The sequence below is a fragment of the Janthinobacterium sp. GW821-FHT03A03 genome (assembly GCF_059421435.1).
In genome coordinates this window covers 685,261-701,162 of the sequence record NZ_JBWKUZ010000001.1, presented here as the reverse complement: position 1 = coordinate 701,162, position 15,902 = coordinate 685,261, and the positions used below count along the sequence as shown (strand labels likewise).

Here is a 15,902-nt window from a genome sequence, read left to right as displayed (position 1 = left end):
ACATGGACAAGAATATACCGAGGCAAACGCTGCGCGCGCATACGGCGGCGCGCATCGCGCTGGGGCGCAGCGGCGTGAGCGTGCCGACCCGCGCGCAGCTGGCGTTCCAGCTGGCCCACGCGCAGGCGCGCGATGCCGTGCACGCGGCGCTCGATGGCGAGGCCCTGGCGCGCGACTTGGCCGCGCAGGGGCAAGCCTGCGTGCCCCTGCACAGCGCCGCCGCCACGCGTGCCATCTACCTGCAACGCCCCGACCTGGGACGCCGGCTCGACGACGTATCACGGGCGCGCCTGACCGGAAATAGCAAGGGCGTGGTCCTGGCGCTGGTGGCGGCCGACGGCCTGTCGGCGCTGGCCGTGCAGCGCCACGCGGCGCCCTTCCTGGCCGCCCTGCGCGCACGGCTGGCGCTGGAGGCGTGGACGTTGTCGCCGCTATACATCGTGGCGCAGGGCCGGGTCGCCGTTGGCGACGAGGTGGGGGAATTGATCAAAGCGCGGGCCGTGCTGGTGCTGATCGGCGAGCGGCCGGGCTTGAGTTCCCCGGACAGCCTGGGCCTGTACCTGACGTGGGCGCCCAAAGCAGGCTTGCTGGACGAGCGCCGCAACTGCATCTCGAACGTGCGCCCGGAAGGCCTGGCATATGCGCCGGCCGCGTACCGGCTGCACTATTTGCTGTCGCAGGCATTTACCCGGCAGTTGTCGGGCGTGGACTTGAAGGATGAAACGGTGGCAGAGGGCGCGGCCCTGGCGGGCGCGCGCAATTTCCTGCTGGCGTGATCAGACTTCGCGGATTTCGTCCAGCGGCCAGCGCGGGCGCACGTTGAACGAGTAATCGTGCTTGGCGGCGTCCGGGTTGATCTGCAGGCGCATGGCGCCGGCAAAGGCGATCATGGCGCCGTTATCGGTGCAGAACTCCAGCTCCGGGTAATACACCTTGAAACGCTTCTTGGCGGCGGCCGCGTTGAGCGAGGCGCGCAGCTGCGCGTTGGCGCCCACGCCGCCGGCGATCACCAGGCGCTTCAAGCCAGTGTGCTTGAGGGCCGACACGCATTTGGCCGTCAGCACGTCGACGATGGCGTCGACGAAGCCGCGCGCGATATTCGCCTTGTCCTGTTCGCAGATATTGGCGATGACTTTTTCTTCATGGTTCTTGACCACCGTCAGTACGGCCGTCTTCAAACCGGAGAAACTGAAATTGAAATCCTTCGAATGCAGCATGGGGCGCGGCAGTTTATACGCCAGCGGGTCGCCGAATTCGGCCAGGCGCGAAATGGCAGGGCCGCCCGGATAGCCAAGGCCCAGCAGCTTGGCCGACTTGTCGAACGCTTCGCCGGCCGCGTCATCCAGGGTTTCGCCCAGCATCGTGTACTGGCCCACGCCGTCGACGCGCATCAGCTGCGTATGGCCGCCCGACACCAGCAGCGCGATGAAGGGGAATTCCGGCGGCTCGGAGGCCAGCAGCGGCGACAGCAGATGGCCTTCCAGGTGGTGGATGCCCAGCACCGGCTTGTTGATGGCCAGGCCCAGGCTGCAGGCGACAGACGACCCCACCAGCAGCGCGCCGGCCAGTCCCGGCCCTTGCGTGTAGGCGATGGCGTCGATCTCGGGCAGGGTGATGCCGGCCTTGGCCAGCGTTTCATCGAGCAGCGGGATGGCGCGGCGGATATGGTCGCGCGACGCCAGTTCGGGCACCACGCCGCCATATTGCTCGTGCATGGCGACTTGCGAGTAGAGGGCGTGCGACAGCAGGCCGCGTTGCGTGTCGTACAAGGCCAGGCCGGTTTCGTCACAGGAGGATTCGACGCCAAGAACAATCATGAAGGTACTGAATAGGGAGGAGTAATCCGCCATTGTAAAGGAAAGCCGGGCAGTCCACCGTGCGGCCGGCGCACCATTTCGGCGGCAGTGTGCACTTGCGCAGTGCGGCGCGGGCCGGTTTTGGCCGGGATTTCGCCCGCCTTGCGCCTGGGCCGGCACTGGCACCGCTCTTGCTTAGACAAGCGTGTGCCTTTTTCAAGGGAGCTTGCGATGCCGGAACAATGGAAAATGATTTGCCGCCTGAAGGACATGCCGCTGGCGGGCGCGCGCATGGTGCAGCGGGGGCTGGCGTGGCAGGATTTGCCCGGTGTGGCGCTGTTCCGCGCGGCGGACGACACGGTGTATGCGCTGCTCGACACGGTGCCGTGCCTGGGCGGCCCGCTGGCGCATGGGGTGCTGATGGAGAAAAACCTGATGGGGCCGAAGCACGGCTGGATCATCGAGCTCGATTCGGGCCGCCTGGTGGCGCCCGTGCAGGCCATGGCGCGCATGTATGCCGTGCGCATCCAGGATGGACGCATCTACCTGGACGTCAATGAACTCAATATCCCGGCCAGCAAGGCGGAGCAGGCGCTGGCGGGATCGTACGCCGTGCTGCCGCATGTGCAGATGGCAGTATGAAGAAAAAAAACGGCGCACAGGGCGCCGTTCATTGAGGGGTGCAGGCTAGACGACGCCAGCCAAAACCGCAACTACCGACGCGCAGCAGGTTTTGGCAGGCGTATTACGCCGGGCGGCTTAGCAGGTGCGCATGCGCATCGCGCAGCATGGTGGCCGTCGTGTCCCAGTCGATGCAGCCGTCCGTGACGGAGCAGCCGTAGGTCAGTTGCGACAGGTCTTGCGGGATCTTCTGGTTGCCGCTGACGATGTTCGATTCGATCATCACGCCCACCAGAGAGCGGTTGCCCTGGCGGATCTGGTTGACCACGTCGCCCATCACCAGCGGCTGCAGTTCCGGCTTTTTATAGCTGTTCGCGTGCGAGCAGTCGACCACCAGGTTGGCTGGCAGCTTGGCCTTGGCCAGCGCCTGTTCGGCGATGGCGATCGAGACCGAATCGTAGTTCGGACGGCCGTCGCCGCCGCGCAGCACGACGTGGCCGTAGGCGTTGCCGCGCGTGCGCACGATGGCCACATTGCCTTCGCCGTTAATGCCCAGGAAGGAGTGCGGGTGCGCCGACGACAAAATCGCGTTGACGGCGATGCTGATGTCGCCGTCGGTGCCGTTCTTGAAGCCGACCGGCGTCGACAGGCCCGACGACATTTCGCGGTGCGTCTGCGATTCCGTCGTGCGCGCGCCGATGGCCGTCCAGGCGATCAGATCGCCCAGGTATTGCGGCGAGATGGGGTCCAGCGCTTCGGTGGCGGTGGGCAGGCCCAGTTCGCACACGTCGAGCAGGAACTGGCGCGCCTTTTCCATGCCTTCGTTGACCTTGAACGAATCGTCCATGTACGGGTCGTTGATGTAGCCCTTCCAGCCCGTGGTGGTACGCGGTTTTTCGAAATACACGCGCATCACCAGCAGCATCGTGTCCTTGACTTCCTCTTGCAGCGCCTTCAGGCGGCGCGCGTAATCGAGGCCGGCGACGGGGTCGTGGATCGAGCATGGCCCGACGACGACGAACAGGCGCTGGTCCTTGCGGTCGATGATGTTGCGCAGCGCTTCGCGGCCGCGGCTGACGGTGTCGAAGGCGCTTTCCGACAGCGGCAGTTTGGCGTGCAGTTCGGCTGGCGTCGGCATGGGCGCGAAGGAGGTGACGTTGATATTTTCGATGTCTGGCGTATTCATGATTCTGGCTCGGCTTTCGCTATTGCGTTCTTTAAGAGGCAATAGTGTAGCGGAAATGCGGCCTGGCGGCGGGGATGGGGCCAAAACGGGAATGCATGAGTTGTTTTTATGGCAGGGCCGGCACGCCGCCGGCCCCTTGCCGCCGGACGCTCAGTGGCCGCCGGCCAGGCTGGTGCCGGCGCTGTAGCGGGCGATGCGCTGGTAGTTGCCGGCCAGCTCGGGCGGCCGGGGCAGGCCGGGATGGCGCCGCACATGCGCGAGGATGGCCGTTTCATGCTGGCGTATCTGCGCGTCCAGGCAGGCGATTTGCTGGCGCAACAGGGCGTGCAGCGCGTGCTGGCCAGCCCGCAGATAGGCGTCGAGGCGCGCCGACTCCTGCTTGCGCACGCCTACGATGGCGTGCAGGCGGCGCAGCCACAGGCGCAGTTCCACGTAGGCGGGCGAGGGCGGCGTCCAGCAAGCGGGGCGTTTGTCCTCGCAGTAATTGGCCAGCACCACGGCGCCGTGCGCCGCGTTCTCGGGCAAGCCTTGGCCGTGCAGATAGCCTGCCAGCTGCGCGGGCTGGGCATCGCAGACCAGCATGCCCATGTCCGCCAGCGCGCGGGCCGGCGCCTCGCTGTACGGGGCGTCGAGGCGCATGCAGACGCGCAAGCCCATGACGGGCACGTCGTTCCTTTGCAGCCAGCTGCGCAGCCAGCGGTAGCCGGCCACGTCGTTTTCCAGCACCTTGCACAGTACGTCGCCGCCCGAGCGCAGCACGGCTTTCAGCAGCAGTTTGCCCGTTTCGATGCCGACAAAGGCAGTTTCCTGTTTGATCGCGTGTTCCATGATGAGTCCTCCCTGCCATCTTGTACGCTGGCGCGGCGCCGGCGGATTCAGGTTTTTTCGGGCGGCGGGCGGGCCGCGCATGCGCGTGCCCTGTTGCATCGGCGCCAATCACGGCGCCAGGGTAGCGGCCCCGCGGAAAATCCGTGTAAGCTGGCGCCATGACGACTGTACCCATCCCCCATACCGACGTGGCCGGCGAGCCATTTCCCGCCGCGCGTTTCATTAAAGAAATAGGACGCGGCAAGAACGGCGCGCGCAGCATGACGCGCGATGATGCCCGCGCCCTGTACCGCGCCATGCTCGAGGGCCGCGTGTCGGACCTGGAACTGGGCGGCATTTTGTTGTCCATGCGCATCAAGGGTGAGTCCGTGGACGAGATCGCCGGCTTCCTCGACGCTGCCGAGGCCTCGTTCGCGCCGCTGGCCGCGCCGGCAGGCGCGTTCGCCCCGATCATCATTCCCAGCTACAACGGCGCGCGCAAGATGGCGAATCTGACGGCCCTGCTGGCGCTGCTGCTGGCGCGCGCGGGCGCACCCGTGCTCGTGCATGGCGTGACCAGCGACCCGGGCCGCATCACGACAGCCGAAGTGCTGGCCGCGCTGGGCGTGCCCGCTTCGCTCGACCATGCGCAAGCCGAGGCGGCCATGGCGCGCGGCGAAGCGGCCTTCCTGCCGATCGAAGCGCTGGCGCCGCGCATGGCGTATCTGCTGTCGCTGCGGCGCGTGCTGGGCGTGCGCAATTCCACGCACACGCTGGTGAAAATCATGCAGCCGTTCGCCGGACCCGCCCTGCGCCTGGTGTCGTACACGCACCCCGAATACCTGGAAATGCTCGGTGAATACTTCCTGAGCGCCTGTGATCCCGCGCGCGGCGACGCTTTCCTGATGCGCGGCACGGAAGGCGAAACGGTGGCCAACGCCAACAAGGCGCAGCAGATCGACTGGTTTCACGACGGCGAGCGCGCGGTATTGGTGGAAAAGCAATTGCTGGTGGAAGAACTGCCGCATTTGCCGGCCGAGCGCGACGCAGCCACCACGGCCGCCTGGATCGCCGCCGTGCTGCGCGGCGAGGTGCCCGTGCCGCCGTCGATCGCGGAGCAGGTGGAACAATGCCTGATGGCATCGCGGCAGATTGCAGCACGGCCGCGCTAGCCGCGCCGCCGCAGTTTACAATGGCGTCTTTGTAATCAGCGGTGACCGGAATTCTTATGGCAAAACAATTTGATGTGGCAGTGATCGGCGCGGGCGCGGCCGGCATGATGTGTGCGGCTGTTGCCGCCCAGCAAGGCAAGCGCGTGGTATTGATCGATCACGCGGCCAAGCTGGCCGAAAAGATCCGCATCTCGGGTGGTGGGCGTTGCAACTTTACCAATATCAACGCCACCCCGCAAAATTTCCTCTCGGAAAATCCGCATTTCTGCAAGAGCGCGCTGTCGCGCTACACGCCGCAGGATTTCCTCGCGCTGGTGAAAAAATACCGGATCGGCTACCACGAAAAGCACAAGGGCCAGCAATTCTGCAATGAATCGGCCGAGCAGATCATCGACATGCTCAAGGATGAGTGCGCCGCTGGCGGCGTGCATTGGCGCATGCCGTGCAAGATCGACAATGTTGCCCAGCAAGCCGACGGCGGCTTCGTGCTGCAGACGGACAGCGGCGACATCGAGACGGCCAGCATCGTCATCGCCACGGGCGGCCTGTCGATCCCGAAGATCGGCGCCACCGATTTTGCCTACCGCATCGCCAAACAATTCGACTTGCAGATGGTCGAGCCGCGTCCGGCCCTGGTGCCGCTGACGTTCGACCCGGCCAGCTGGGCGCCGTTCGCGGAATTGTCCGGCATCGCGCTGGAAGTGGACGTGGAGACGGGCAGCCTGAAAGGCCGCAAGGCCACGGGCGCGCGCTTCCGCGAAGACTTGCTGTTCACGCATCGTGGCCTGTCGGGTCCGGCAATTTTGCAGATTTCCAGCTACTGGCTGCCGGGCGAGCCCATCGTCATCAACCTGCTGCCGGAAGTGGACGTGGCGCAGACCTTGATTGAAGGCAAGGGCACGCTGAAGAAGCAGCTGGGCAATATCGTCGCCCAATGGCTGCCGCAGCGCCTGGCCGACTGCCTGCTGGCCACGAACGGCCTGGCGCCGGACGCGCGCATCGCCGACATGCCCGACGCGCAGCTGCGCAAGCTGGGGCAGGCCATCAATGCCTGGTCCATCGTGCCCAACGGTTCCGAAGGCTACCGCAAGGCCGAAGTGACGCGCGGCGGCATCGACACGCGCGAGCTGTCGCAGCAGACCATGATGGCCAATAAGGTGCCGGGCCTGTATTTCATCGGCGAATCGGTGGACGTGACGGGCTGGCTGGGCGGCTACAACTTCCAGTGGGCCTGGGCTTCCGGCGTGGCGGCAGGTATTGCCTTGCAGTAAGCAAGTCTGTAGGATGGGGTTCTGGCGCCCGGTGCGCCGCCCCCGGTGCGTGGTTTACGCCACATTCCGGCAATGACTGCAGGCTGCATGCCGCACGCAAGTGGGGAGGGGCTTCCCTTTCGCAATAAAAGCTGCTACTATCTATCTCTTCCTATACACCACCTCAACGGTTTGAATTTTACATGACCACTATTCGCCTTAAAGAAAACGAGCCGTTCGAAGTCGCAATGCGTCGCTTCAAACGCACCATCGAAAAAACGGGTCTGCTGACCGAATTGCGCGCACGCGAATTCTACGAAAAGCCAACAGCTGAGCGCAAGCGCAAGCTGGCAGCTGCTGTCAAGCGTCATTACAAACGCATCCGCAGCCAACAACTGCCGAAAAAATTATTCTAAGACTGTTCAGTCAGAACCAACCCGGGTAGTTCGGCGCATTGTACGCCACGGGTTTTGTTTTGATTCGCCTGGAGTGATACTTCAGATGAGTCGCATACCCGCTCCGGTTCGCCGCAGCGGGTTTTCGCTTTTGTGGCCCTTACTTGTTTCTGGCCGCGCACGAGCACCGTTTCCATACTGACCAACGAGGATTGCCATGAGCTTGAAAGAACAAATTACCGAAGACATGAAAAACGCCATGCGCGCCAAGGAAGCGGGCAAGCTGGGCACGATTCGCCTGTTGCTGGCGGAAATCAAGCGCAAGGAAGTCGACGAGCGCATCGAATTGACGGACGCCCACGTGACGGCCATCGTGGAAAAGATGATCAAGCAGCGCAAGGATTCGATCACCCAGTTCGAAGCCGGTGGCCGCGCCGACCTGGCCGACATCGAAAAAGCCGAACTGGTGCATTTGATCGGCTACATGCCTGCCGGCCTGTCGGACGAGGAAGTGGCGGCCGAAGTGGCTGCCGCCGTGGCCGCCTCGGGCGCCGCCGGTCCGCAAGACATGGGCAAGGTCATGGCCATCGTCAAGCCGAAGCTGGCCGGCCGCGCCGACATGACGGTGGTGTCCGCCCTGGTCAAGAAGGCCTTGACGCCGGCAGCCTAAGCCTCATATGCAGTGTATTGGCTGCCGGCCCAGGTCGGCAGCCGCTCAATCGCCCACACGTTGACCTGGCTCAACCTCCGGCCACGTGCGGTAGTATAGTCTGACCTATAACAAGACCCGCCCTCGCCAGTGATACCTCAATCCTTCATTTCCGATTTGCTCAACCGCGTCGATATCGTCGATGTCGTGGGCCGCTATGTGCAGCTGAAAAAAGGCGGCGCCAATTTCATGGGCTTGTGCCCGTTCCACAGTGAAAAGTCGCCCAGCTTTACCGTCAGCCCCACCAAGCAGTTCTATCACTGCTTCGGCTGCGGCGCGCATGGCACCTCGATCGGCTTCCTGATCGAGTACTCGGGCATGGGCTTTGTCGACGCCGTCAAGGACCTGGCGCAGAACGTGGGCATGGTCGTGCCGGAAGCGGACGACAAGATCCCGCCGGCCCAGCGCGCGCAGATCCAGGCGCAGAGCCTGGCCCTGTCCGACGCCATGACGCAGGCCTGCGATTATTACCGCGGGCAATTGCGCCACGCGCCGGAAGCCATCGCCTACCTTAAAAACCGGGGCTTGACGGGCGAAGTGGCCGCGCGCTTCGGCATGGGTTTCGCGCCCGGCGGCTGGGACAACCTGCGCTCCGTTTTTCCCGACTACGACGTGGTGGCCCTGGCCGAAGCCGGTCTCGTGATCGACAAGGTCGATGAAGAAGGCAATAACCGCAAGCGCTATGACCGTTTCCGCGAACGCATCATGTTTCCGATTCGCAATACCAAGGGCCAGGTCATCGCCTTTGGCGGCCGCGTGCTCGACCATGGCGAACCGAAATACCTGAACTCGCCGGAAACCCCCTTGTTTTCCAAGGGTTTCGAACTATATGGGCTGTTCGAGGCGCGCCAGGCCATCCGCGACGCCGGCTACGTGCTGGTGACGGAGGGGTATATGGACGTGGTGGCGCTGGCGCAGATGGGTTTCCCGCAAGCCGTGGCGACCCTGGGCACGGCGTGCACGCCCACCCATGTGCAAAAACTGCTGCGCCAGACCGATAACGTGATTTTCAGCTTCGACGGCGACAAGGCCGGCCGCCGCGCCGCCCGCCGCGCGCTGGAAGCGAGCCTGGCCCATGTGTCGGACAATAAAACGATCAAATTCCTGTTCCTGCCCTCGGAACACGATCCGGACAGCTATATCCGCGCATTCGGCGCCGAGGGTTTTGAGCAGCAGGTGCATGAAGCCATGCCGCTGTCGCAGTTCCTGCTGAAAGAAGTGTCGGGCGAGCATGATCTGTCGGAGCCGGAAGGGCGCGCCCGCGTGCAGTTCGACGCCAAGCCCCTGCTGCAGCTGATGGCGCCGTCGTCCCTGCGCCTGCAGATCGTGCGCGGGCTGGCGCAGCTGACGCAGTCGACGCCGGCCGAGATCGAAGCCCTGTTCGAGCTGGCGAAACCCGTTGCCGTGGCGCACCGCGCGCCGCCGAAATCGGGCCGCCCCGTACCCGTGGGACTGGAATTGAAGATCATGCGCATGCTGGTGGCGCATCCGCCGCTGACCTTGCAGATCGACGAGGCCGCGCTGACCGCCTTCCAGCACCTGGGGCCCGACGCGGCGCACAGCCTGGGGCAGCTGGTGGCCGTGGGCCAGGCGCTGGGCGAGCACGGCAGTTTTGCCGCGCTGGCGCAGCAGTTGAAGGAACTGGGCAGCGAGTACGACGAGATCATCGGCGAGATCGCGGCCGGTACGGAATCCGATTACGACAGCGAATTGTCGTGGCTGGTGAGCACCATCCGCGAGATCAAATTGAATGCCTTGAAGGCGGAATTGCAGCAATTGTTTGCGTCGGGTTTGCCATCGGAGAAAATTGGTGTACGCTACCGCGAAATCATGCAGGAGCAGGGGGAGCTGGAGCGCGAGCGCGATGCCGAGTTGGTGAATCGCTAATCTTGCCCTGATGGTATGGCGCGCACTGGAAAAACATTTTTCGCGTGCTATAATTAAATGCTAAGTATTGTGTGCTTTGGCAAGCTAGTTCTGTTTCGTAAATAGTATTTGTTTTCAGTAAGTTAGGCTCTTGATCGGCGCGGTGGATCGTGTCGGCAGCCAGGGCCAACTGGCGTTTTCGGCGTTGCGGGCAAGGCTCGCAGGCGCTGGCAAGCCGCGCCAGGCTCTCGCTCCCAACGCGGTCGATGCAGGAATTTTTGCCGAGGCGGCTGGCAACAGCCGGTGGACAGGAATTGCTGCGCTTCCCGCGGATCGTGGCCGATGAGGTGTAAGTAACGTAACAGTGTCGAACCTGAGTTGTCGGCAGGTTCGGAGATGGTGGTTCCCGCAGGTAGACAGGGAACTGGCAGCAAACTTTATCCTAATCCACCGTAAAGCAAGTCGTTGTGTAATCGAAAGCGCCTGTGCCAATCAAGAAACCCGAATCCAAAGCGGCTGCAAAGCCCACCAAAGTTACCACGAAAGCCGAAAAGGCGCTCGACCGGCCCGAAGCGCGCGTCACCAGCGCGCCCGTGGTCAGCCAGACCACCGACGCCGCCACCCTGGCAGCCATCGATACGTCCGGTTATGTCTTGCCATCGGTAAAGGTGCCAGGCCGCCGCGGCCGCAAGCCAAAAGAATTCCAGCCAGAAAATGATGAAGTCGCCGCCCTGAACGCCGTCGAGCGGGCCGAACTGAAGGCCGTCGACAAGGCCAAGGCCAAGGACCGCAAGGCCAAGGAGCGCGCGCTGCTGAAAGACGCGTTCTCGTCCGACACGGAAGCGAGCGAGGAAGAACTCGAGCGCCGGCGCCAGAAACTCAAGACCCTGATCAAGTTCGGCAAGGAACGCGGTTTCCTGACGTATGCGGAAATCAACGATCACTTGCCCGAAAACATCGTCGATCCGGAAGCCATCGAAGGCATCATCGGCACCTTCAATGACATGGGCATCGCCGTCTACGAACACGCGCCGGACGCGGAAACGTTGTTGCTGTCCGATAACGTTGCCGTCGTCACCAGCGACGACGAGGCGGAAGCGGCGGCCGAGGCCGCATTGTCGACCGTCGACTCCGATTTCGGCCGCACCACCGACCCTGTGCGCATGTACATGCGCGAGATGGGCTCGGTCGAGCTGCTGACGCGCGAAGGCGAGATCGAGATTGCCAAGCGCATCGAAGATGGCTTGAAAGACATGATCCAGGCCATTTCCGCCTGTCCCGTGACGATCGCCGAGATCATCGCCGCCGCCGACCGCATCGCCAACGAAGAGATCAAGATCGACGAAATCGTCGACGGTCTCGTCGATGAGAACGAACCGGTCGCCGCCGCCCCTGTCGTGGCCGCGCCCGTCGAGGAAGACGAGGAAGAGGGCGAAGCGGAAGAAGAGGAAGAAGAGGAAGAGGAAGAAGCGAGCGCTTCGGGCGCCGCCGGTTTCTCCGCTGAACAGCTGGAAACCCTGAAACGCACGGCGCTGGAAAAATTCGCCGTCATTTCGCAGCAATTCGACCGCATGCGCCGCGCCTTCGAGAAGGAAGGCTACAACTCCAAGCCCTACGCCAAGGCGCAGGAAGCCATTTCGCAAGAGTTGCTGGGCATCCGCTTCACCGCCAAGGTGGTGGAAAAGCTGTGCGACACCCTGCGCGGCCAGGTGGACGAAGTGCGCCATATCGAGAAACAGATCCTCGACGTGGCCGTGAACCGCTGCGGCATGCCGCGCGCCCACTTCATCAAGGTCTTCCCCGGCAATGAAACCAACCTCGACTGGGTCGATGGCGAAGTCAACGCAGGACACGCCTACAGCGCCATCCTGGGCCGCAACATTCCAACCGTCAAGGAACTGCAGCAGCGCCTGATCGACCTGCAGGCGAGAGTCGTGCTGCCGCTGCCGGACTTGCGTAACATCAATCGCCAGATGGCGGCCGGTGAAATGAAGGCGCGCAAGGCCAAGCGCGAAATGACGGAGGCCAACTTGCGCCTGGTCATTTCGATCGCCAAGAAATACACGAACCGGGGCCTGCAATTCCTCGATTTGATCCAGGAAGGCAATATCGGCCTGATGAAGGCCGTCGACAAGTTCGAGTACCGCCGCGGCTACAAGTTCTCGACGTATGCCACCTGGTGGATCCGCCAGGCGATTACCCGTTCGATCGCCGACCAGGCGCGCACGATCCGCATTCCCGTGCACATGATCGAGACGATCAACAAGATGAACCGGATTTCCCGCCAGATCCTTCAGGAAACAGGCGCGGAACCCGATCCGGCCACCCTGGCGATCAAGATGGAGATGCCCGAGGACAAGATCCGCAAGATCATGAAAATCGCCAAGGAACCGATCTCGATGGAAACGCCGATCGGCGACGACGACGATTCCCACCTGGGCGACTTCATCGAGGACAACAACACCCTGGCCCCGGCCGACGCAGCGCTGCACGCGTCCATGCGGGGCGTGGTCAAGGACGTGCTCGATTCCCTGACGCCACGCGAAGCGAAAGTGCTGCGCATGCGTTTCGGCATCGAAATGTCCACCGACCACACGCTGGAAGAAGTGGGCAAGCAATTTGACGTGACGCGCGAGCGCATCCGCCAGATCGAAGCGAAGGCGCTGCGCAAGCTGCGCCACCCATCGCGCTCCGACAAGCTGAAAAGCTTCTTGGAAGGCAACTAGAAGCCAATAGGGCTTGACGTGCGCCCCTGATACCCCTATCCTCGCGTGTCCGTTTCCAAAACGGCCGCGCGAGGCAGGTTTCAATAGCGCCGCCACGCCGCAGTCCCCCTGGGCCTCTAGCTCATGCTTGGTTAGAGCAGCGGACTCATAATCCGTTGGTGCCGTGTTCGACTCACGGGAGGCCCACCAGAATTATCTTTTAGGCGTTCTTTGTGCTCTCTGGTTGCAGTTGCCAGCACATCGAACGCCTCTTCTTTACTTATTCCCGCTTCTTGGATGATCTTTTCTGCCAGATCGTATTCTGGTATCCGTTCTTCTTTCACATATCTATCGAGCGCTTTCTGGCTCACTCCCCATAGCTTTGCCATCGAGTTTACTGATCGCCCCTTGAGCGCCTTCGCTATCATTTCTGAGTAATTCATAGTTATTTCCAATTGTCTTAGTCCGTTCGTACTGATACTATTCTATTAGTCCGATCGGTCTTACTCTTGTCCGTTTGAACTAAGTAAACGATAGCACATCTAGGTTGAATGTAAACCGCTCAGTCTCCGGCCCACGGGCCGCCTGTTTGCCCACTGGTACGCCTTGGGAGGTTTTTTCGGCTGCTGATGAGTGCAAAACTCAATCGCTCTAGCGGGCGACTTACTCTAAGGAAAAGACTATGAAAAACACTATCCAAATTTTGCACGTCACCCAAGTGGCTGGCCGTTCGAAAAAAACCGGCAATGACTACGATATGCGCATGGCGCAATGCATCGTCCATAAGCCAAACCGCGATACCGGCGTCATCGAGCCGTTAATCGGTGAGCTGGTCTTGCCGGAGCGCTTCAAAGATACGCAACCGGGCATGTATGAGGTTGAGTTCGAAGTGTCGATCTCGCAGGACAAACGTGTCGGCGCGCAGGTCTTTTCTATCACTCCAATTTCCGCTGCTTCCCAAGCAAAACACGCTGCAGCGGCTCCCGCCGTCAAAGCGAACCCAGGTCAACAAACCGCCTCGTAATTTTCCATGCCTTCCTGCGTCGATTCCACACAAATGACCGGGCCGGATGCTCCGTCCGGTGCCGTGCTGTACACGGTGTCTAGCGCTCCTACTGAGTTGGCTGCATGTGCCTATGTGGTTGAGTCAGGCCCTGAGTACGTGGCTGCTGTGGCGGCGCAGGAAAAGGCTGTTGATATATTTTTTGTGGCGGCGGTGGTGGTGCTGTTCGCGTTGGGCTGGATTGCAGGGGCGCAGCGATGATGCTGCTTGAAAGTCTCTGGCCGATTCTGTTTTTAGCTGGCCTGTTCTTCTGTGCTGTGCACTTGGTTAAGTACATCATTTCCCGGTTTTTGGAGCATAAATAATGACCGTTGCCGCTGCTGTTGGTTACGCCTTGAGTGCGTTTGGCATCGGGTATGCCGCTGGTGCGATACAGCGAGTTATTCGGCGCTCTATCGAAATTTTGGATTAGTAGTCTTTTGGCGCAGGGTCGTCGTCAATCGTATGTAGACCGTTATTTTTAAAGGATGTGCAAATGAACAAAAATATCATGCGTGGTTTGGCTTTGGTGGGCGCGGTTGCTGGTTCGGGCGTCGCTGCTGCTGCTGATGATCCGGGCGTGGCTGCGATCACGGCGTTGTCCGGTCAGGCTACGACCTACATCACGGCGGCCTTCGCCGTCGCCGTTCTGGTCGCCGGTGGCTTCTGGGGCATCAAGATGATGAAGAAGGCGTTTTCGAAGGCTGGCTAATTCGTCGGCGTTCGGGCGTACAGGGCGGCTTATGTCGCCCTTTTTTATTGGATAGAAATGAAAAATATTTTATTCCTCTTGATGATGGCTTTTTATATTCAGCCAGTCTCTGCTGGCGGCATTTATTTCCAGGGTTCTGATGGAATGATATATACAAGCGTTGAGGAGGCTTGCCAGAAATATGCTGCCCCGGCCGGGCGCCAAAACGAAATAGTTAGTGTCAAAGAATATGAGGAGGATAAATTTTATTGCGAGGTTAAGCCATATGGCGGCACAGTTACACGCGGTGTATATGTCACTAAAGTTGGTGACTGCCTAGATGGTGATAGTGCTGGAACGTATAAAATTTCATCTGCCTATTACAAGCGGCTTCCTAACGGTGAATATAAAGTAGTTCAACAAATTATTCAGGATAGTAGTTTGTTGAATGCTTCATATTGCATTGATAAATGTATAGCCAAGGTTAGGTCTAAAGACGATTTAGGCAAGTCGACTGAGGGGCCTGCTGATCCTAATGGCGTGTTCTTGTTTTCTTGGAATATGAAGCTGACGCAAAACGGTGCGCGCTGTATCTCTAAAAAATTACCTGATACGGTCGTTCCGCCTTATACGGGGTCGGGCGATCCGCCTAAGCCGACTGATCCTACTGATCCGACTAAGCCGACTGATCCGACTAAGCCGACTGATCCGACTAAGCCGACTGATCCGACTGATCCGACTAAGCCGACTGATCCTAGTAATCCTGGCGGCACTCCTGGAGGCACCCCTGGAGGCACCCCTGGCGGTACCCCTGGCGGCACCCCAGGCGGAACTCCTGGCGGAACCCCAGGCGGAACCCCAGGCGGAACCCCAGGCGGAACCCCAGGCGGAACCCCAGGTGGGACCCCGGGTGGTACCCCAGGCGGAACTCCTGGCGGAACCCCTGGCGACAATCCTGGAGGCAGTAAGCGCGGTTGCGGCTTACCGGGTGATGCTCCATGTCGCATTGATGAAAGTGGTATGCCGGATGTTGATAGGGCTTCGGGGGATGTGTGGCTCAAGGAAGTTAGTGATACCAATGAAAAGGGATTGGAAAGAATCGGTTCTCTTGTTAAGGAGAAATTCGGTGCTGGTGATTGGTTCCCGATAATTAGTACCGCTGTTTGTAGGAATCCGATCGTAGCTAATCCGGTGACTGGTGGTTCATATGAGGTAGATGTTTGCACGTATGTAAATATATTTGCTAGATTTATTTCAGGCGTTATTTGTTTCTTCGCTCTTATTGGTTCAATTCAACAAATTTCTTCAGCTTATAAGGCTTAATCATGCCGCTTCTTGGTCAATTGCTCGTATCTATCATTACATTTTTGATTACTATTTTTGGAAGATTTATGGTTGCTGAGAAGGCGTTTAGGCTCTCGGCTGTATTGATATTTGTAGGTTTGGCTTCGGCGCTTTTGGCGACAGGACTTTCTTGTGCTCATGGTGTTTGTGCCCAGGGTATTTCTGGAATTTCTTCTTCGCATCCTAGTTTTGCAATCGGTCTTGGCATAGCTTTTAATTCGACTACGATGGCGGCTGCATCTTGTTATTCGACGGTGTGGCTTGCTTGTCAGATATATGTGATTAACAAAAAAGGTATTAACCTTGTGACTAAGTAGG

16 protein-coding genes and 1 tRNA gene are annotated in these 15,902 nt (G+C 60.6%); 14 read left to right on the top strand and 3 right to left on the bottom strand.

Annotated elements, in window-relative coordinates; all coding sequences use genetic code 11:
• Nucleotides 1-2: 2 nt before the first annotated feature.
• Nucleotides 3-776, top strand: a complete 774-nt coding sequence (gene eutC, locus AC07VI_RS03180) for an ethanolamine ammonia-lyase subunit EutC (protein ID WP_492995680.1) — start codon at nucleotides 3-5, stop codon at nucleotides 774-776.
• On the opposite strand, the gene tsaD is transcribed toward eutC, so the two are convergent.
• Entirely contained in the window at nucleotides 777-1,817 is a 1,041-nt protein-coding gene (gene tsaD / locus AC07VI_RS03175; RefSeq protein ID WP_099374198.1) for a tRNA (adenosine(37)-N6)-threonylcarbamoyltransferase complex transferase subunit TsaD, read from the bottom strand.
• Nucleotides 1,818-2,027: 210 nt separating this feature from the next.
• Here tsaD and AC07VI_RS03170 point away from each other — a divergent pair, with 210 nt between their 5' ends.
• Nucleotides 2,028-2,438, top strand: coding sequence for a nitrite reductase (NAD(P)H) small subunit (locus tag AC07VI_RS03170; RefSeq protein ID WP_086143871.1), 411 nt, complete (start codon nucleotides 2,028-2,030; stop codon nucleotides 2,436-2,438).
• 103 nt (nucleotides 2,439-2,541) lie between these two features.
• On the opposite strand, the gene AC07VI_RS03165 is transcribed toward AC07VI_RS03170, so the two are convergent.
• Nucleotides 2,542-3,603, bottom strand: coding sequence for a 3-deoxy-7-phosphoheptulonate synthase (locus AC07VI_RS03165; protein ID WP_086143872.1), 1,062 nt, complete (start codon nucleotides 3,601-3,603; stop codon nucleotides 2,542-2,544).
• A 150-nt stretch (nucleotides 3,604-3,753) separates the two neighbouring features.
• Nucleotides 3,754-4,431 (bottom strand): hypothetical protein, encoded by a 678-nt coding sequence (locus AC07VI_RS03160; RefSeq protein WP_099420486.1) that lies wholly within the window; start codon nucleotides 4,429-4,431, stop codon nucleotides 3,754-3,756.
• A 158-nt stretch (nucleotides 4,432-4,589) separates the two neighbouring features.
• Between AC07VI_RS03160 and ybiB the strand changes: the two genes are divergently transcribed.
• The 12 genes from ybiB to AC07VI_RS03100 all read left to right on the top strand — a co-directional run bounded on the left by ybiB (nucleotide 4,590) and on the right by AC07VI_RS03100 (nucleotide 15,901).
• The gene (gene ybiB / locus AC07VI_RS03155) at nucleotides 4,590-5,582 is read left to right on the top strand and encodes a DNA-binding protein YbiB (RefSeq protein WP_492995677.1); all 993 of its coding nucleotides are present in this window, start codon (nucleotides 4,590-4,592) and stop codon (nucleotides 5,580-5,582) included.
• Between the two features lie 56 nt (nucleotides 5,583-5,638).
• Nucleotides 5,639-6,853 carry a BaiN/RdsA family NAD(P)/FAD-dependent oxidoreductase gene (locus AC07VI_RS03150; protein WP_086143875.1) on the top strand — a complete coding sequence of 405 codons (1,215 nt, stop codon included), beginning with the start codon at nucleotides 5,639-5,641 and terminating at the stop codon, nucleotides 6,851-6,853.
• Nucleotides 6,854-7,035: 182 nt separating this feature from the next.
• Nucleotides 7,036-7,248 (top strand): 30S ribosomal protein S21, encoded by a 213-nt coding sequence (gene rpsU, locus AC07VI_RS03145; RefSeq protein ID WP_008451879.1) that lies wholly within the window; start codon nucleotides 7,036-7,038, stop codon nucleotides 7,246-7,248.
• A 196-nt stretch (nucleotides 7,249-7,444) separates the two neighbouring features.
• Nucleotides 7,445-7,897 carry a GatB/YqeY domain-containing protein gene (locus AC07VI_RS03140; RefSeq protein WP_070287781.1) on the top strand — a complete coding sequence of 151 codons (453 nt, stop codon included), beginning with the start codon at nucleotides 7,445-7,447 and terminating at the stop codon, nucleotides 7,895-7,897.
• Between the two features lie 129 nt (nucleotides 7,898-8,026).
• On the top strand, nucleotides 8,027-9,823 hold the full coding sequence (gene dnaG / locus AC07VI_RS03135) for a DNA primase (protein WP_492995674.1): 1,797 nt from the start codon (nucleotides 8,027-8,029) through the stop codon (nucleotides 9,821-9,823).
• 464 nt (nucleotides 9,824-10,287) lie between these two features.
• Nucleotides 10,288-12,528, top strand: coding sequence for an RNA polymerase sigma factor RpoD (rpoD, locus tag AC07VI_RS03130; protein ID WP_086143876.1), 2,241 nt, complete (start codon nucleotides 10,288-10,290; stop codon nucleotides 12,526-12,528).
• A 110-nt stretch (nucleotides 12,529-12,638) separates the two neighbouring features.
• Nucleotides 12,639-12,717, top strand: a tRNA-Ile gene (locus tag AC07VI_RS03125).
• A 472-nt stretch (nucleotides 12,718-13,189) separates the two neighbouring features.
• Nucleotides 13,190-13,531, top strand: coding sequence for a hypothetical protein (locus AC07VI_RS03120; RefSeq protein WP_492995671.1), 342 nt, complete (start codon nucleotides 13,190-13,192; stop codon nucleotides 13,529-13,531).
• A gap of 6 nt (nucleotides 13,532-13,537) precedes the next feature.
• On the top strand, nucleotides 13,538-13,771 hold the full coding sequence (locus tag AC07VI_RS03115) for a hypothetical protein (protein ID WP_139842369.1): 234 nt from the start codon (nucleotides 13,538-13,540) through the stop codon (nucleotides 13,769-13,771).
• Nucleotides 13,772-14,045: 274 nt separating this feature from the next.
• Nucleotides 14,046-14,261, top strand: a complete 216-nt coding sequence (locus AC07VI_RS03110; RefSeq protein WP_086143878.1) for a major coat protein — start codon at nucleotides 14,046-14,048, stop codon at nucleotides 14,259-14,261.
• 57 nt (nucleotides 14,262-14,318) lie between these two features.
• Nucleotides 14,319-15,563 (top strand): hypothetical protein, encoded by a 1,245-nt coding sequence (locus tag AC07VI_RS03105; RefSeq protein ID WP_492995669.1) that lies wholly within the window; start codon nucleotides 14,319-14,321, stop codon nucleotides 15,561-15,563.
• A 2-nt stretch (nucleotides 15,564-15,565) separates the two neighbouring features.
• Complete coding sequence (locus tag AC07VI_RS03100) at nucleotides 15,566-15,901, top strand: hypothetical protein (protein ID WP_139842371.1); 336 nt, start codon at nucleotides 15,566-15,568, stop codon at nucleotides 15,899-15,901.
• Nucleotide 15,902 lies beyond the last annotated feature (1 nt).